Raw genomic sequence first — 17885 nt, forward strand, 5'->3', positions numbered from 1 at the left:
GATGACACCTCGCCCCGCCGCCACCTCCGCGGTGGCCGGGATGACGATGGTGACGGTCGGCTCGATGACCGCGAATCTGGCCTCGTACGTGCTGGCTCTGCTCGCCAGCCGCTGGCTGGGGCCGGCCGGCTACAGCGAGTTCGCGAGCCTGCTCGCCGCCCAGTTGGTCCTCGCGGTGCCCGCGCTCGCCCTGCAGACTGTGGTCGCCCGCGAGGTGGTGCTCGGCGGGGGCGACGCCGCGCTGCGCGGCCTCGGCCGCCGGTGCGCGGTGATCGTCGCGGTGCTCGCCGCGGCGCTCGTGGTCCCGGTGGCGGCGGTACTGGACACCGGGGTCGGTGCGACCGCCGCCGCGCTGCTCACGGCGCCGCTTCTGGTCCTGCTGGCCACCGAACAGGGACTCCTGCAGGGACGCGGCCGCTTCGGTGAGCTGAGCGTGATCCTGGCCGCCACGGGCATCGCCAAGGTGGTGCCCGCGGTCGCGGCCCTTGCGCTCGGGTGGGGGGCGGGCGCCGCGCTGGCGGTGGCGGCGATCGGGACCGGCGCGGTGGCCGCGGGCGCCCGGGTGCTGGTCGGCCGCGAGGGCACGATCGCCGGTGCCGAGCGGGCCGTCCCGGTCGGGGTCGCGGCGGTGCTGCGGGCCTCTCAGGTCCAGCTGGCGCTGATCGCACTGTCCTCGGCGGACCTGCTGCTGACCCGGGTCGTGCTCGACGAGGCGCAGGCCGGGCAGTACGCACTGGGCGCGGTGGCGACGAAGGCGGCCTTCTGGCTGCCCGCCGCGGTCGGGGTGGTGCTGTACCCGAGGATGGCCAGCCCGACGCACTCGGCGCGGGCGGTGCGCTCGGCGCTCGGCGTGCTGGTGGGGCTCGGCGCGGTCACGGTCGCGGGCGTCGCGTTGGTCGCGCCGCTGGCGCCGATGCTGGTAGGGCAGGCCTACGCGCCGGTGCAGGGCCTGCTGTGGTTGTTCGCGCTCGACGGGGCGTGCCTCGCGGTGCTGCAGGGGGCGCTCCTGTCGGCGATCGCGCGCGAGCGCACCCGGCTGGCGTTGGCCGCGTGGGTGGCGCTGGCGGTGGAGGTCGTCCTGATCCTGGGCTTCGCCTCGACGATCCGGCAGTTGATCACGATCGCGGTGGTCACGGCCGCATCGGCGGCGGCGGTGGTGAGCGTCGCGGCCCTGCGCGGCGCCGACGGCGCCGCGGAGAGCTAGAGCCACACCCCGACCTCGCCCAGCCGCCGACGCAGCCGCACCAGGTGACTGCCAGGCCAGTACATCCGGCCGCAGGAACCGCAGCGGCTGAACTCGCGCTGTTCGCGGGCCACGCCCGCTGGTACCAGTCCCGCCGCGACCCGCCTCGGCACCGGGGCGACGGGCCCGTTGCAGCGGGCGCACCGGGTCAGCGGCGCGATTCGCGCATCCAGCTGGAACCGGTCCAGCACCTCGCGGAGCTGCCGACGCGGGTCGGTCTCGTGCAGGAAGGCGCCGCGGCGCAGGGCCGCGCGTTTGAGCAGACCGATGTCGCGGGTCAGTACCGTCCGGTGCTCGCTCAGCGAGAGCGCGAGCAACTCCTCGTCCGCGAAGTCGTTGCGGTACAGGCAGTCGAAGCCGAGCAGACGGAGGTAGGAGGCGAGCCGGCCCAGGTGCACGTCGGCCGCGAACCGCGGCTCCCGCAGTGGCAGCGGGCGCAGTCGGGTGAGGCCGTCCAGATCGAAGCGCTCGAACACGGGGTAGACCGCGACCCGTTCGCCGCCGTGCAGTCGGTGCCCGAATCCGACGGAGTCGCCGTCGACCAGGATCAGGTCGACCTCGGTGTGCGGCACGCCGAGCGACTCGATCCGGTCCTTCACCGTCGGGGTGCCGTCGAAGTCGTGCGCGACGTCGCGCTTGCGCAGCGCGGGCGGCAGGAAGTCGTTCAGCTCCTCGTAGAAGCGGAACTCGCAGTGGCGACGGGACGGACTCATGTGCGCACTCTCGACTACCGCCCAACCTACGCCCGGCAACGCGAAGGGCCCGCACTCGAGATGAGTGCGGGCCCTTCGCGTTGCGTGCTTGCCTACAGGCGGGTGGTCGGCGGTTCCTGGTCGCGGGTGTCGACGGCCGGGAACTCCTCCGTCTTGTCCGAGGTCCAGTCGTGACGCGGGAACTGCTCGGTCTCCGCGTTGCCGGAGTCGTACGACTCGTGCGCGGGGCCGCTCGGGGTGGTGTCCGCGCCGTTCGCGGCGGCGGGGGTCTTCGGTCCGCTGCCTCCGCGGACGCCGAGGAAGATGCCCGCGATCAGGGAGATCAGGCCGAGGATGCCGAGGATGATCGGCAGGGTGCGGCCGAACATGGACAGCTTGTCCGCGCCGTCCTTGGCCTGGCCGATCTGGTACTCGATGGTGTCCTCGTTGAACGGCAGTGTGGCCTTGATGACCGTGACCTCGGGCTTGTCGGCTGTGCGGGCGTAGTACTGGTACAGCTTCTCCTGGCCCTTGACGACGACGCCGGTGACCGGGTCGACCCAGGTGTCGCGCTCGTTGGCGTACCAGCGGGTCATGGTGACCGGTGCGTCGCCGCCCTCGACGCCCCAGGTGGCGGCGGGCAGGGTCAGCTTGTTCGTCGGCGAGGCGACGACCTTGGACAGGTCGACCGGCTCCACCTTCTGGTTGTAGTGGTACACCTTCAGGCCGTTGATCTCGGTCTCCTCGACGAAATTGATGTCGTGGGTGGACCGGGAGTTGATGTCGAAGTACGGGTACGCCTGCTGCTCGGCGTCGAACGGCCACTTGTACTGCAGGCCGGTGTGCTCGACCTCGTCGGCCGGCTTGTCGGGCTGCGTCTGGATCGACCCGATCGGGTCCTGGATCGGCATCGAGCTGACCCGGTCCAGGGTGACGGTGTCGACGCTCGCGGTCAGCAGGCCGGTGTCGCCCTGCTTGTCGGTGCGGCGCAGCGTCTGTCCGGCCTGGACGGTGATCTTCTCGGCGTCGGACGGGTCGACGACGGTGACGTAACGCTGGGCGACCAGCGGCACGTTGTTGTTGACGACGGCCTTGCCTGCGGTCAGGGACTTCGAGTCGAGGACGTCGCCGATGCCCTCGGCCACCGTGGTGACCTCGAGGTCGAGCGGTGTCTTCTTCAGCTTGCCGACGGTGTACGTCGGGATGAGGACAGCGGCCGCCAATAGGAAAGCGCCGAGCCCCACCAGGATGCAGGCAAGTGTCCTGCTCGGCCCTGAGCGTCCCGCCATGCTGAATCTCCTTCGTCAATCATTGTCAGCCCGAGGTGCTGCCGTGGGCGGCACCGATCGCAGAGCGTCCGGGTTGCGACACTCAGTGAGCCAGACAGTAACAGTGTCCAGTGTCCGATTGCGCTGGCACGCCGTATTTCCGTGTCATGGCATCCGGGTGTCCTCCTCGGACACACCGGGGCTGGGGCACACTGGTCGGCAAATGAGTACCGAGGCTTCCCACCCGCAGCAGGTCGTGTCAGCACCGCGCGGGTTCATCCCCGCGTTGGAGGGCATGCGGGGATTCGCCGCGCTCGGTGTGCTGGTCACCCACGTCGCATTTCAGACCGGCGCGACGGGTGATCCGGTGCTCGGCCGCATCTGGGGCCGATTCGACATGGCGGTGGCGTTGTTCTTCGCGCTGTCCGGGTTCCTGCTGTGGCGCCCGCACGCGGTGGCCGCCCGCGGACTGGGCTCGACCCCGCCGGTCGCGCGGTACCTGATGCACCGTGCCGCCCGTATCCTGCCCGCCTACTGGGTGGCAGTCGTGCTGATCCTGCTGTTCCTCCCTGAGGCGGGCGGCGGGCTGCAGGTGTGGCTGGCGAACCTCGGCCTTGCCCAGGTGTTCGTGCCGCTGACGCTGACCGGCGGACTGACCCAGATGTGGAGCCTGTCGGTGGAGGTGGCGTTCTACGCGCTGCTCCCGCTGATCGCGCTGGCGTTCGTCGGCCTGCGCGGTGCGACCGCGCGACTGCGGGTCCCGGTGCTGCTCGGCGCGGCGGCGCTCAGCCTGGGCTGGGTGTTCGTGCCGGTGCCGACCCCGGAGGCCATCCACTCCGACAACTGGCTGCCCGGATACCTGCCGTGGTTCGCGGCGGGCATGGTGCTGGCCGAACTCACGCTGCAGGTCGACGGCCCGGTGCACCGGCTGGCGCGCAGGCGCGTGTTGATGGGAGCGATCGCGGTGGCCGCGTTCGCGCTCTCGTGCACGGATCTGGCTGGGCCGGAAGGGCTCACCCGCGCCGAGCCGTGGCAGTACTCGGTGAAGATCGCGTTGGGCGCGGTGCTCGCGTTCGCGCTGCTGGCGCCGCTGGTGCTCGGCGACACCGAGAAGCACCGGATCCTGGCGAGCCCGCTCTCGCTGACGATCGGGCGCTGGTCCTACGGGCTGTTCATCTGGCACCTCGCGGTGTTGTCGATCATCTTCCCGGTGTTCGGCATCGTGCCGTTCAGCGGGAGTTTCGTGTTCGTGCTCGTGGTGACGACCTGCCTGAGTCTGGCCGTCGCCTCCGCGAGCTACGCGCTGGTCGAGGAGCCGACCCGCCTCGCGGTGAAGAACTGGGAGAGACGCCGCAATGCCCGGGCGGCGCGGGCCGAGGAAGCCAGCGGCAACGCGGCCAGCCCCACCGCGACCACCGCGATCAGCGCCGGGAGCTGAACGAGCACCGAGTGGCCGACGTAGCCGTCGAGCGCCCGCCACGGACCGGTGGACAGCAAGGCGGCGCTGAGCATGCTGCCCGCCCCGGCGATTCCGACCAGGATGCGCGCGGCACTGGCAGGCCCGCGTCGGACGCGAAGGATCAGGGCCAGGCCGGTCACCAGCGCCGCGACGATCGTGCCCGGCAGTCCGGCGATCACCGTCGCCAGCGCGAGTAGCCCGAGGTAGCCGACGGTGACGGCGTGCCAGGTCCGCGGCGCCGGGCCTGCGGCCACGCGTCGACGGGCGGGGATAACCGCCAGCAGCAGCAGCGGGATCAGCAGCAGGAGGCCGCCGAAGATACCGAGCCGGTACCAGCGGTCGGTCGGGAACTCGAGGACGACGGTGCCCTCGGTGCCCGCGGGCACGATCCAGCCCTGCTGCCAGCCGTTGACGACGACCGGCGTCAGCTCGGCGCCGTTCGGTGCGGTGGCGACCCAGCCGATGTTGTGGGACTCCGGCACCACAAGCAGCCGGTCGCCGTCGGGGGCGGCCACCCGCAGTGCCCGCTGGTTGGGGGTCCATCCGTCGGTGGGCACGCGGACGGCGTCCTGTGCCACCGGGGCCGTTCCGGCCGAGGGGGTGGCGGCGAGCTGCAGTCCGTCGACGAAGAATGCGGCGCCGGGCGCGACGGTGACGTCCTGACGTCCGGCGGGCAGCGAGATCACGGTTGCCGCGAGCGCATCGGGATCGACTGCGGTGCTCTCGGTTTCGTCGACCGCGCCGGTGTCGTCCGGACACACGGTCGCGGGCACCGGCGCGCCGGAGCGCAACTGCCCCACGGTCGCGGTGACGGAGGCGCGCAGCGTCCGCCCGGCGAGCGAGAGCGTCGGCCCGTCGGCGCAGCCGACGGTGACGGTCCGGTCGGTGGGCTGTTCCTCCACCCCGGTGCCTGCCACCACCAGGTCGGTTCCGTCCTCGGTGGTGGTGAGGACGCCGATCTCCGCGAGCCCGGCCGGCTGCACCTTCGCGAAGCCGAGGGCGGTCTGGTCGAGGACGTCCTCCCAGTCGACCAGGCTGAGCACGATGCGGTCGGTGACGGCGGGTTCGAGGCGGATCGGTTCGTCGTCGCTCAGCTCCCGGACCTGGGGGCCGGTGCCGAGGTCGACCGCGACGGTGGTCGGGGCCGCGGGGAGGGCGCCGAGGCTCGACATCAGGTTCAGCCCCGTCACCAGTGTCGGCTCCGGAAGATTCACCGTCAGAGTCGGTTTCGCATCCTTGCCGCTGGTGGTGTCCTCGGATGCGGTCCACGCCGTGCGGGGGTCACCGTCGGTGGCGGCGAAGGCGGACCCGCGCAGGTCGCCCACGGCGGCCTGCCCGACGGCCTGTGCGCGGCCGGGCTCGGCGAGTAGCGCGTCGAGCGCCGGGCCCTGCCGGGAGCGGAGGACCAGCTGCGGTGTCACCGCGGTGGCGGCCGGTACGGACAGGGTGCGCTGGAAGGTGCCCGGCTCCTCCGGGGCGAGGCCGAGTCCCCGGCTGCACCGCACCCGGTCCGGCGCCTCGACGCAGCCGGTCCGGCCGGGCAGTTCCTGGCCGAGGTCCCAGCCCGCGACGGTCGCGTCCGCCGGGGTGGGCGGCAGCACGGTGCGGAACCGGATCGGCACCTGCACGGGGGCATCGCGATCGGAGAAATCCTCGACGGAGATCTCGCTGACACCGAACTGGGTGCCCACCGAGCCGTCCTCGGTCTTGGTCGCGGTGATCTTGAGCCAGTCCGTCTTGCCGGTTGGCAGGGACACCGTGATCACCTCGCCCGGCTTGCCGACGCGGACGGCGGTGCTGCCGTTGGGTGTGGTCACCTCGAGCTGCTTGACGGGCACGCCGAGCGCCCCGGGGCTGGTCCGCAGTTTCAGCAGGCCGCTGGTCACGGTCGCGTCGAAGTCCAATCGGATCCACTGTCCGAGAGCACTTTCCAGGCCGTTGCTGAACCAGCCGGTCGCCGGGTCGCCGTCCACGGTTGCCGCAGGACCGCTGCCGGGCGCGGTGCCGCCGAGCTGGGTGGCGTCGGCGGCCGAGCTGGACACCGTGATCCGCGCGCCGTCCCATTCGCCCGTGACGAGCGGGGCTCCCGACACCGGGTAGTCCGGCACCAGGTTGTGGGTTCGCCGGGGGTCGTCGGGGGTACGCAGCGCCGAGCTGTGGTTGTCGACCTGGCCGTAGTCGGTCTCGCGGTCGGTCGGGGTGTCCGTCACGACCACCGAGTCCACCGGCAGTCCGGCGCGCTCGGCGTCGGCGGCCAGCAGGACCGGGCCTGCGGGCAGGTCAAGGCCGGCGTCGCCCAGGTCGCGTCGTGCGGCCAAGCGCTGCAACGATTCCGGTCCGCCCTGCACCCTCGGCGTCCCGTTCAAGTCCACGGTGTACGGGCCGGAGCCGACGGCGCTCGGCAGGGCCGGGACGGTGACCCGGTAGATCTCGACGGCCGGGTACTTGGGCCGCAGGTCGCTGTCGGTGACCAGCCCGTCGGCCTCGCCCGCGCCGATGTCCTCACCGAACTGCGCGACCTTCTCCAGTCCCGGCGACCCGTCGATCGCCTGGTGGACCAGCGCCGGACGGGTCGAGCGGGACGTCTCCGGGTCCAGGTCGTTGCGCACGACGACGTAGCCGATGCCCTGTCCCAGCAGGGTTTCCGCGAGGCCTGCCGAGGGGCTGCCGTCCGCCACCAGGCGCTGCACGGAGTCCAGCGCGCGGATCGCGCCGGGCGGTACGAGCGGCACCGCGTCGCGCACCGCCCACGGGGTGTCGGCCAGTGCCTGCATCGGCTCGTCGCGGGTCAGCCCCCAGAACTGGGTCGCGAACGGGGCGCCGGGCACCAGCAGCGCGCGCTGCGCGTCGGACCCGTCGGGGGAGGTGCCCGCCACGTGCTCGCCGAGCCAGTCCGCGGCCTCGTGCCAGTACCTCGGCACCTCCGGGTAGGCCCCGCGGGGCGCGAGCTTGCCGGTCCAGGCCAGCGAGGTCGCCAGGGTGAGCGCGACCAGGATCAGGCTGGTCAGCGCGACCATCGGCTCGCGTTCGGGGTGCGCGAGCGCGGTCCGCCAGCGGGCGCGCGGGACCGATCCCGGCAGCGGGACCTTGCCGAGCAGGTGCGCGAGACCGAGGACCAGCGGCAGCCGGACCAGCGGCTCGAGCTTGTGCACGTTGCGCAGCGGGGCGCCGCCGGAGTCGAGGAACACCCGGACCTGCTCGGCGATGGGGGAGCCGAGGTCGCCGACGTAGCCCGCGGCCAGGCCCGCGAGCCCGACGAACAGGATCAGCGCCAGCCTGCCCTTGGCCGGCATCGAACGCATCGCCAGGCCGGCCATGCCTGCGGCGGCGATCAGTCCGGTCGCGAGGACCGCGGCGGGCTGAGTGACCAGCACCGCGCCCGCGATCCGCTCGGGTGAGACGAACGGCGTCCAGCTGTCGGTGCCGCGCAGCACCTCCGCCAGGTTCGTCCACTGGGTGGTGACCCCGGACGACTCGATGTAGTCCAGGAACGGGGGACTGACCTTGCCGAGCAGCAGCAGCGGCACCATCCACCACGCCGTCGCGACCACGCAGAGCGGGATCCACCACGCGGTGAAGATCCACCAGCGCCGGTTCGGGCGGTGCGCGGCCCACCACAGGGCCGCGACCAGGCACGCGGCCGCGGTGGCGACGGCGTTCACCGAGCCCATCAGTGCGACAGCGAGCGCCGACTGGGCCGCGAGCCGCGCCGGTGAGTACTTCTGGTCCGCCCGGGGGCCGGAAGTGCTCACGAGCGAGGACGTCGCCAGGATGACCGGCAGCAGCACCCAGGGCGCCAGCATCATCGGCAGCGTCTCGGAGGAGATCGACCCGAGGGTGGTCAGGACCCGCGGCGACAGCGCGAACGCCACGGCCGCGATGATCCGGGAGCTCCGACTGCCGATGCCGAGGGCCTCGGCTACCCGGATGATGCCCCAGAACCCGGCGATGAGCAGCAGCGCCCACCAGATGCGCTGGGTGATCCACGGTGGGATGTGCGCGAGCTCGCCGAGGCTGAAGAAGGCGCCGTGCGGGAAGAAGTAGCCGTAGGCCTGGTTCTGCACCTGGCCCAGCGGGGCCTGGCTACTCCACTGGTGCGACGCGCGCTCGAGGAACCCGATCGGGTTCTGGGTGAGGTCGAACTTGGTGTCGGCGACCAGCTGGCCGGGGGCCTGCAGGAACGCAAGAAGAAACGCTATGGCGGAGGCGCCGAACAGCCACCGACGGGTCAGTGGGGCGTTGTTCGGCGCCTCGGACGCCAAGACAGAAGGAGTGCGGGAACTCGCGCTTCCAGCGTTCTTAACGGCTGCCGTACTCAACCTGGTTCAGCAGGGAGGAATCGGCGTTGCCGCTGCGATCGATGTCCGGACGAGTGTTGTCCGACGCGGCCGCAGTAACCCCGAAGACGGCGCCCAGACCGAGCACCGCACCGATCACTGCGCTTGCCACACCGGGGACAAGGAACTTCATCTCGGATCTCCCATTTGCTACTGACCGGAAACGTCTCGCGTCAAGGTATCACCTGGGACCCGACGGTCGGGTTCGCTTACCGGTTACGCGCCGCGGCCGGCCGGTTCGGGGTCGACGCCGAGCGCCCCGAGCAGCGTGCGGAGCTTCGCGGACGTCTCGGCCAGCTCGGAATCGGGGTCGGAGGCGGCCACGATGCCCCCGCCCGCCCACGCTCGCGCGCGCAGGCCGTCCGCGTCGATCTCGGCGCACCGGATGGCCACCACCCATTCGCCGTCGCCGTCGTGGTCGCACCAGCCGGCCGCGCCGCCGTAGAACCGGCGCGGCTCCTCGCACTCGCGGATCGCGACGATCGCACCGTCGGTGGGGGTGCCGCCGACGGCGGGCGTCGGGTGCAGCAGGCGGGCCAGCTCCAACGCCGACGGAGCCGGATCGCGCAGCACGCCCGCGATCGGGGTGCCGAGGTGCCACACCGCGGGGGTGCCGATCAGCCGGGGCGACTGCGGCACGGTCAGTTCGGTGCAGACCGGGTCGAGCACGGAGCGGATCCACTCGGTCACGAAGGCATGCTCCGACCGGTTCTTCGCCGAGGCCAGCAGCCGCTGCCCCTCGGCGCGGTCCTCGTCGGGGTCGGCGTGGCGCGGGGCGGTGCCTGCCAGCGGGAAGCACTCGACTCCGCGGCCGGTGCGGCGCAGCAGCAGCTCGGGGCTGGCCCCGACGAGAGCGTGCCCGGCGTAGCCGTCGCCCGCGGGCGACAGGTCGACGCCGAAGCCGTTGCCCGCGTGGTCCCGCGACACCAGCCGGGCCAGCAGCGACCACGGGTCGATGGGCGCGGCGGCCGAGAGCACCACCGAGCGCGCCGCGACCACCTTCTGCAGGTCGCCGTCGCGGAGCCGGTCGATCAGGCGGGCCACCCGGCGCAGGTGCTCCGCGGGCTCGGGCAGTTCCTCGGTCAAGCGCACGGTGGGCAGGGCGGGCAGCGAGTCCGGCCGCCACGGTCCGTCGGTGACACGCGCGGTCTCCGGCGCGGTCAGCGCGGCGGGTCCGGCGGGGTCGAACGGCAGCGCGCCGACCACGAGCGGTATGTCACGCCGCGCGAGAGCCTCGGCGGCGGCGTCGATCTCGTGGAACCGTTCCCGGCTCCCGGAGGTGCGCAGGGTCCGGTCGGCGCGGGAGAGCAGGAAACCGTCCATCGGTTCACGACGATAGTCCCGCGCCCCCGCGACGGCCTGCCCGGCCGGTGGCTCGGTGCCCGGTGGCCTATGCGCCCGGCGGGACGATCAGCACGGGCCGGTGACTGTGCCGCAGGACGTGGTCGGCAACCGAGGACTGCAGCAGGGACCGCAGCCCCGTGGTGCCGCGGGTGCCGGTGACGATGATGTCCGCGTTCAGTTCGTCTGCGGCTTCGACGATGGTGGTCCAGATGGTGGTGACGCACTCCACGGTTCGGCCCTCGGCATTGAGGCCCGCGTCCCGCGCCAGGTCCAGGCCCTCGATGTTGATGGCCTTGGCGTCGGTCAGCGCGATGTCCTCGGACTCCTCGTCCGGAACCCATTCCGGCTGCATCACGCCGGACAGCCCGGACATCCTGGCGGCCTGGCGGACCATCGGTTCCCAGGCGGTCATCACGACTGCCCGTTCGGCGCTGAGAAAGCGGCCGGCGTATTCGATTGCGCGCTTGGCATCGTCGGAGCCGTCGTAGGCGATGAGCATCAGGTCTGCAGGCATCGAGACCTCCTCGTTTCGGGGGCGATCCACCTCCCACGCTACCCGGTGGAGGGTGTGGCGGACGGGGGATCTGTCCTACCCTCGAACGGTGAAGATCACTCGAGTGCCCCGCGCCGCCGCCCTCGTCCTCGGCCTCGGGATGCTCGTGTCCTGCGGCAGCACCGCGACCGACACCGCGCCGTCGACCTCCGCCTCGCCGTCCCCGTCGGCGGCACCCGAGCGCGACCTCGTCACCGGGGCAAGGGACCAGACCCTGCCTGCCCACTGCGGTGCCGACTTCCTCGCGTCCCTGACGGGGCGGCAGAAGCTGGCGCAGCTGCTCAACGTGGGCGTGACCGGGACCGCCGACGCGGTGGACGTGGTGCGGAAGGAGCAGATCGGCGGCATCTTCATCGGCAGCTGGACCGACGAGTCGATGCTGGCGGGCAAGCAGGTGCCGCAGGTCGAGGCCGTGGCGAAGGTGCCGCTGATGGTCAGCATCGACGAGGAGGGCGGCCGGGTGTCGCGGGTCGCGGACCTGCTCGGTGAGGATCCGCCGCCGCGCACCGTGGCCGAGACGATGACGCCCGAGCAGACCTACGAGATGGCGCTGAAACGCGGGCGGGGCCTGCGGGGCCTCGGCATCACCGTCGACTACGCCCCCGTCGTGGACGTCAGCAGCCAGCCCGCGAACTCGGTGATCGGGGACCGTTCGTTCAGCGACGATCCGGACGTCGTCACCGAATACGCCGGGGAGTACGCCCGCGGCCTACGCGACGCGGGTCTGCTGCCCGTGATCAAGCATTTCCCGGGACATGGTGCGGCGTCGGGTGATTCGCACACCGGTGCGGTCACCACGCCGCCGCTGGACCAGCTGCAGACCCGCGACCTGGTGCCGTTCCGAGAGCTGGTGGACACCGGCGTCGGGGTGATGGTCGGGCATCTGGAGGTGCCGGGGCTGACCGCGCCGGGCGTGCCCGCGAGCATCAGCCCCGCCGCGATGACCCTGCTGCGGACGGGGACCGGGTACGGCGCGCCCGCCTTCGACGGACCGATCTTCACCGACGACCTCAGCGGCATGCGCGCGATCACCGACAAGCTCGACACCCCGCAGGCGGTGGCTGCGGCCCTGACCGCTGGCGCCGACGTCGCGCTATGGCTGACCACCGACGAGGTCCCCGAGGTCCTCGACCACCTCGAGGCGCTGGTGGCCTCCGGCAAGCTCAGTCAGCAGCAGGTGGACGATTCCGTGCTGCGGGTGGCGCGGGCCAAGGGCGTCGTCACCTGCTAGCGGCGGCTTTTTCCTGGGCGCAACCGGCCGCGTGCGGGCGCACCGGGCGGATCCGGCAGAATGTAGGACGTCAATCGATCTACTTACTCTAGAGTAAGATAAAGGGTCTTACCTCTGGAGGACACATGGCTGGCGGGACCAAACGCCTACCTCGGGCGGTTCGCGAGCAGCAGATGCTCGACGCCGCGGTCGAGGTGTTTTCCGTCAACGGGTTTCACGACACGTCGATGGACGCAATCGCCGCTGCCGCGCAGATCTCCAAGCCGATGCTCTACCTGTACTACGGCTCCAAGGAGGAGCTGTTCGCGGCCTGTATCCACCGCGAGGGCCTGCGGTTCGTCGAGGCGATCACGCCCGCGGGTGACCCGAGCCTGTCCCCGCGCGAGCAGCTGCGCGCCGCCCTGGTCGGGTTCCTCGGCTTCGTCGATCAGAATCGCTCGTCCTGGATGGTGCTCTATCGGCAGGCGATCGGTCAGCAGGCGTTCGCAGGCCAGGTGCGCGGCTCCCGCGACCGGCTGATCGAGCTCACCGCCAAGCTCCTCGAATCGAGCACCAAGGATCCCGACGAGGGGACCGACTTCTCCATCATGGCCGTCGCACTGGTCGGCGCGGGCGAGGCCGTCGCGGACCGGATCGCGGGCGGGGAGATCGCCGTGGACGCCGCGGCCGATCTGCTCGAGCGCCTGGCCTGGCGCGGTCTGTCCGGCAAGAAAAAGTAGGCGCTGCGCGCCTGTGCGCGGTTGACGAGTCCCTGGACTCATCAACCGCGCACAGGCGGCGGAGCCGCCTTACCGCAGGGTCGCGGTCAGGTGCGGATAGCCCTTCTTCGGGTGGCGCAGGGCCAGGTCCCAGCCGGTGCCGTCCGGTCCGGGTACCTGATCGGCGTAGACGTTCACCGTGGCGGGCAGCACGATCGGCTTGCCGAACTTGACGCTATAGGTGGCCCGGTCCGGGATCCGGCCCTCGATCGCACCGAGCACCGCGGCCGCGCTCCACATCCCGTGCGCGATGGTGCGCGGGAACCCGAACGCCTTGGCGCCGAGGGAGGAGACGTGGATCGGGTTCCGGTCCCCGGACACCGCGGCGTAGCGGCTGATGGTCGACTGATCGACCCGCAGCGTCCGCATCGGGCGCGGCGGCACCTCGTCCGCGTGCACCTGCTTCGGTTCCTTCGGCTCGCCGGTCGGGTGCATCTTCAGGAAACTGCTGACCTGCCGCCAGACCAGCTCGCGGCCGACGGACACCTCGCTGACGAGGTCCACCTGGGTGCCCTTGGGGTGCCTGCGGATGTTCTCCGCGTGCACCTTCAGGTCCAGCGGCTCGCTGACGGAGATCGGGCGCAGCTGCTCGATCACATTGTCCGTGTGGACGGAACCGATTGCCGGGAACGGGAACTCGGCCGAGACCATCAGCTTCATCACGGTCGGGAAGACCAGGGTGAAGGGGTAGGTGATCGGCAGGGTGTCGCCGAACCGCAGCCCGCACACCCGCGCGTACGCCGCGAGGTTGTCCGGGTCCACCCGCAGCCCCTCGAGGGCGAGGGTCTGCTTCGGCAGGCTGCGCCTGGTGCCGGACTTGCCGACGACGGGCAGCGCGCCGAGCGCAGCGCGGGCGTAGATCTCGAGTGTCTTGGGCTGTTCCGTGAGCTGCACGAGATCGCCCTTCCGCGCGGACATCAGGCGCCGATCAGCGACTGGCCACACACCCGGACGACCTGGCCGGTCACGGCATTGGACGCGGGGCTGGCGAAGTACGAGACCAGTTCGGCGACATCGACGGTCTGGCCGCCCTGCAGCAGCGAGCTCATCCGACGGCCGGCCTCGCGGGTGGCGAACGGGATGGCCGCGGTCATCGCGGTCTCGATGAAGCCGGGCGCGACGGCGTTGATGGTGATGTCCTTCTCGGCCAGCACCGGGGCGGTGGCCTGCACCAGGCCGATGACGCCTGCCTTGGAGGTGCCGTAGTTGGTCTGGCCGCGGTTGCCCGCGATGCCGGCGATGGAGGACACGTCCACCACGCGGCCACCGCCGCGGAGCGCACCCTTCGCGAGCAGGGTGTCGGTGATCCGCTGCGGGGCAGCCAGGTTCACGGCGATCACCATGTTCCAGCGGGCATCGTCCATGTTCGCGAGCGTCTTGTCGCGGGTGATGCCTGCGTTGTGCACGATGATATCGGCGCCGCCGTGGCGCTCGAGCAGGTGCTCGGCCAGCTTCTCGCCCGCGTCGTCGGCGGTGACATCGAGGGCAAGCGCGGTGCCGCCGACCTTGTTCGCGGTCTCCGACAGCGCCTCGCCCGCGGCCGGGATGTCGGCGCAGATGACCTTCGCGCCGTCGCGCGAGAGCACCTCGGCGATGGTCGCGCCGATGCCGCGGGCGGCACCGGTCACCACGGCGACCTTGCCCTCGAGCGGGCGGTCCCAGGAGGCCGGGGCCACGGAGTCGGCTGCGCCGACGCGGATGACCTGGCCGTCGACGAACGCGGACTTGGCGGAGAGCAGGAAGCGCAGGGTGGACTCGACGCCGGACAGCCCGGTCGACGCGTTCGGCGAGACGTAGACCAGCTGCGCCGTCGCGCCGCGCTTGACCTCCTTGCCGACGCTGCGGGTGAAGCCCTCGAGCGCGCGCTGGGCGATCTGCTCGTCTACGCCCGAGGTCTCCTCGGGGGTGGTGCCGAGGACCACGACCCGGGCGCTGGGCGCGAGGTTGCGGATCACCGGCTGGAAGAACTCGAAGAGCTGGACCAGCTCGCTGACCTGGCCGATGCCGGTGGCGTCGAAGACGAGCGCGCCGAGGCGGTCGTCGTGGGGTGCGGCGGCGGGGTAGTCGGAGAGCAGGTTCCGCAGCGGTTCGACCAGGCGGCCCTTGCCGCCGATCAGCACCGGGCCTGCCAGCGCAGGCTCGCCTGCCTTGTACCGGCGCAGCTTCTCGGGCTGCGGCAGTCCGGCCTGCTTGGCGATGAACGCGCCCGGCGCGGAGGAGAGGAACTGGGAGTAGAGGTCGGGAGCGCCCTTGCTGGCTGCCACGGTCCACCTTCTTTGTCGCAATCGGGGCACCCGGATTTCGGGTGCGGTGTCGACATTGAACTTACTCTGGAGTAAGTTCAATGTCGAGGCAGGATCCCACATACATGGAGACCGACGTGACCCCCAGAGCCCGAACCGCCAAGAAGCCGGCCGCAGCAGCCCCGAGCGCGGGCGGCAAGCAGCTTCGCCCCGTCGCCATCGTCGGCGGCAACCGCATCCCCTTCGCGCGCTCCGACAAGGCGTACGCGCAGGCATCGAACCAGGACATGTTCACCTCGACGCTGGACGGCCTGGTGAGTCGCTTCAACCTGCAGGGCGAGCAGCTCGGCATGGTGGTCGGCGGCGCTGTGCTCAAGCACAGCCGCGACTTCAACCTGATGCGCGAGAGCGTCCTCGGCAGCGCGCTGAGCCCGTACACCCCGGCCTACGACCTGCAGCAGGCCTGCGGCACCGGCCTGCAGTCGATCATCGCGGTCGGCGACGCGATCGCCTCCGGCCGGATCGAGGCCGGGATCGGCGGCGGCGTCGACACCACCTCCGACGCCCCGATCGGCGTCAACGACGCGCTGCGCGAGTTCCTGCTCTCGATCAACCGCGCCAAGACCACCGGCGACCGGATCAAGCTGCTCGGCAACGTGCGCCCCTCCATGCTCGGCCTCGAGATCCCGCGCAACGGCGAGCCCCGCACCGGGATGTCGATGGGCGACCACGCGGCGATCACCGCCAAGGAGTTCGGCGTCCGTCGGGAGGACCAGGACGAGCTCGCCGCGGCCAGCCACAAGAACATGGCGGCGGCCTACGACCGCGGGTTCTTCGACGACCTGGTCACCCCGTTCCTCGGGCTGACCCGCGACGACAACCTTCGGCCCGGCTCGACGGTGGAGAAGCTGGCCACCCTCAAGCCGGTGTTCGGCACCAAGCTCGGCGACGCGACGATGACCGCGGGCAACTCCACCCCGCTCACCGACGGTGCCTCGGCGGCGCTGCTGTCCACCGATGAGTGGGCGGCCGAGCGGAACCTGCCGGTGCTCGCGCACCTGGTCGACTCGGAGACCGCGGCGGTCGACTATGTGCACGGTGGCGACGGGCTGCTGATGGCGCCGACCTATGCGATCCCGCGCCTGCTGGCCCGCAATGGGCTCACCCTGCAGGACTTCGACTACTACGAGATCCACGAGGCGTTCGCCTCGGTGGTCCTCGCGACGCTGCAGGCCTTCGAGTCGGACGAGTACTGCAAGGAGCGCCTCGGCCTCGACGGCGCGCTCGGCTCCATCGACCGCAGCAAGCTCAACGTCAACGGTTCCTCGCTCGCGGCCGGGCATCCGTTCGCGGCGACCGGCGGCCGCATCGTGGCCTCGTTGGCAAAGATGCTCGCGGAGAAGGGATCCGGCCGGGGCCTGATCTCCATCTGTGCCGCGGGTGGCCAGGGCGTCACGGCGATCATCGAGCGGTAAAACCGAACGGGCAGGCCGCCGAGCCTGTTGCTGCTGTCGACGCACGGTCTGGAATCACGTTGATCCCAGACCGTGCGTTTGTCTTTGTGGTGCGTGAGGATACGAGCCATGACTGTTCGCACCGTTGCGCTCGCCGAAGGACTCGACGTCAGTGCCCTGGGGTACGGGGCCATGTCGGTGGCCCCCGTCTACGGACCGGTCGACCCGGCCGAGGCCCTCGCCACCCTGCACCACTCGATCGACATCGGCGTCACCTTCCTCGATACGGCCAACGTGTACGGGAACGGCGACAGTGAGAAGGCCGTCGGCGAGGTGCTGCGCACCCGGCGCGGCGAGGTGCAGTTGGCCACCAAGTTCGGTCTCGTCGGCAACATCGCCGCGGGACAGCGGGGCATAGACGGCCGACCCGAGCATGTCGCGGGCTTTCTGGAGGCGTCGGTGAGCCGCCTCGGCGTCGACAGCGTCGACCTCTACTACCTGCACCGGGTCGATCCGAATGTCCCGATCGAGGAGACGGTCGGCGCGATGGCCGAGCTGGTGACCGCGGGGAAGGTGCGACACCTCGGGCTTTCCGAGGCCACCGGCGACGAGCTGCGCCGGGCCCACGCGGTCCACCCGATCGCCGCGATCCAGAGCGAGTGGAGCGTGTGGAGCCGCGACGTCGAGCGCAGCGTCGTCCCCACCGCCGCCGAGCTCGGCGTCGGTTTCGTGCCGTATTCGCCGGTCGGTCGGGGTTTTCTCACCGGCACCTACGACCCGGCCGCGCTCGGCGAGTCCGACCTGCGCCTGCGGTTCCCCCGCTTCGACGCCGAGGCGCTGCCCGGCAACGCGAAGGTGCTCGAGGTGATCGAAGCGGTCGCCCGCGAGTCCGATGCGACGGCGGCCCAGGTCGCGCTGGCCTGGCTGTACGCCAAGGGGCGCGAGTTCTCGTTGCCGGTGGTGCCGATCCCGGGGACGCGTTTCGCCGCGCGGGTCACCGAGAACGCGGAGGCGGTGGCGCTCGAGCTGCCCGCCGACCTCATCTCCCGGCTCGACGAGCTGGCCGCGATCACGGTCGGGGCGCGGTCGGCTGATCCGGCCTGGGTGTCCTCCGGCCGGGAGTAGGACCACCCCGCGAGGGAGCCCGCTCGACGACGGGAGCCGCCCGTCCGGAGTCCGGTCTCGGATATGTCACGGACAGGGCTCGCGGACGCCGTTCTGTGTCCAACCGAGGTTCGACCAGGCCCGGTTACGGGTGTTGTGTAGGACACCAACCGACCGCCCTGTTTTGCTTGCGGGGTCG

At 71.4% G+C, this 17885-nt stretch carries 13 protein-coding genes and 1 pseudogene; 6 read left to right on the top strand and 8 right to left on the bottom strand.

Translation table 11 applies throughout. The annotated features are described in order from the left end of the window. The first annotated feature begins 1 nt into the window (after position 1). Positions 2-1204: a polysaccharide biosynthesis protein gene (locus JOE46_RS19880; RefSeq protein WP_209928221.1), complete on the top strand. Its 1203-nt coding sequence runs from the start codon at positions 2-4 to the stop codon at positions 1202-1204. Here the strand turns inward: JOE46_RS19880 and JOE46_RS19885 are convergent. After that, positions 1201-1956 carry a Mut7-C ubiquitin/RNAse domain-containing protein gene (locus JOE46_RS19885; protein ID WP_209928223.1) on the bottom strand — a complete coding sequence of 252 codons (756 nt, stop codon included), beginning with the start codon at positions 1954-1956 and terminating at the stop codon, positions 1201-1203. The genes JOE46_RS19880 and JOE46_RS19885 overlap by 4 nt on opposite strands. A gap of 92 nt (positions 1957-2048) precedes the next feature. Next, entirely contained in the window at positions 2049-3224 is a 1176-nt protein-coding gene (locus JOE46_RS19890) for a DUF3068 domain-containing protein (protein WP_209928224.1), read from the bottom strand. 202 nt (positions 3225-3426) lie between these two features. On the opposite strand from JOE46_RS19890, the pseudogene JOE46_RS19895 reads away from it, so the two are divergent. Further along, a pseudogene (locus tag JOE46_RS19895) lies at positions 3427-4476 on the top strand (acyltransferase family protein); the annotation flags it as partial. A gap of 23 nt (positions 4477-4499) precedes the next feature. Here the strand turns inward: JOE46_RS19895 and JOE46_RS19900 are convergent. The 4 genes from JOE46_RS19900 to JOE46_RS19915 form a co-directional block, all read right to left on the bottom strand. Beyond that, positions 4500-8924, bottom strand: a complete 4425-nt coding sequence (locus JOE46_RS19900; RefSeq protein WP_209928225.1) for an alpha-(1->3)-arabinofuranosyltransferase — start codon at positions 8922-8924, stop codon at positions 4500-4502. A 37-nt stretch (positions 8925-8961) separates the two neighbouring features. After that, complete coding sequence (locus JOE46_RS19905) at positions 8962-9132, bottom strand: DUF2613 domain-containing protein (RefSeq protein ID WP_077040203.1); 171 nt, start codon at positions 9130-9132, stop codon at positions 8962-8964. 83 nt (positions 9133-9215) lie between these two features. Then, entirely contained in the window at positions 9216-10322 is a 1107-nt protein-coding gene (locus tag JOE46_RS19910) for an isochorismate synthase MenF (protein WP_097213844.1), read from the bottom strand. A gap of 67 nt (positions 10323-10389) precedes the next feature. Further along, positions 10390-10857: a universal stress protein gene (locus JOE46_RS19915; RefSeq protein WP_097213845.1), complete on the bottom strand. Its 468-nt coding sequence runs from the start codon at positions 10855-10857 to the stop codon at positions 10390-10392. 139 nt (positions 10858-10996) lie between these two features. Here JOE46_RS19915 and JOE46_RS19920 point away from each other — a divergent pair, with 139 nt between their 5' ends. Further along, entirely contained in the window at positions 10997-12127 is a 1131-nt protein-coding gene (locus JOE46_RS19920) for a glycoside hydrolase family 3 N-terminal domain-containing protein (RefSeq protein ID WP_097213885.1), read from the top strand. Positions 12128-12252: 125 nt separating this feature from the next. Further along, positions 12253-12846, top strand: a complete 594-nt coding sequence (locus JOE46_RS19925; protein ID WP_077040206.1) for a TetR/AcrR family transcriptional regulator — start codon at positions 12253-12255, stop codon at positions 12844-12846. A 69-nt stretch (positions 12847-12915) separates the two neighbouring features. On the opposite strand, the gene JOE46_RS19930 is transcribed toward JOE46_RS19925, so the two are convergent. Together JOE46_RS19930 and JOE46_RS19935 are read right to left on the bottom strand one after the other, a co-directional pair. After that, positions 12916-13803 (bottom strand): MaoC/PaaZ C-terminal domain-containing protein, encoded by an 888-nt coding sequence (locus tag JOE46_RS19930; RefSeq protein WP_097213846.1) that lies wholly within the window; start codon positions 13801-13803, stop codon positions 12916-12918. Then, positions 13803-15149, bottom strand: a complete 1347-nt coding sequence (locus JOE46_RS19935; RefSeq protein WP_097213847.1) for a 3-oxoacyl-ACP reductase — start codon at positions 15147-15149, stop codon at positions 13803-13805. The genes JOE46_RS19930 and JOE46_RS19935 overlap by 1 nt, the downstream gene beginning before the upstream one ends. Positions 15150-15265: 116 nt before the next feature. Here JOE46_RS19935 and JOE46_RS19940 point away from each other — a divergent pair, with 116 nt between their 5' ends. After that, entirely contained in the window at positions 15266-16603 is a 1338-nt protein-coding gene (locus tag JOE46_RS19940; RefSeq protein WP_097213886.1) for an acetyl-CoA C-acetyltransferase, read from the top strand. A gap of 108 nt (positions 16604-16711) precedes the next feature. Then, a complete protein-coding gene (locus tag JOE46_RS19945; RefSeq protein ID WP_097213848.1) occupies positions 16712-17707 on the top strand; it encodes an aldo/keto reductase in 996 nt (331 codons plus the stop codon). The last annotated feature ends 178 nt before the right edge of the window (positions 17708-17885 follow it).

The organism is Rhodococcus sp. PvR099 (assembly GCF_017833315.1).
Taxonomy (GTDB): domain Bacteria; phylum Actinomycetota; class Actinomycetes; order Mycobacteriales; family Mycobacteriaceae; genus Rhodococcus_G; species Rhodococcus_G oryzae.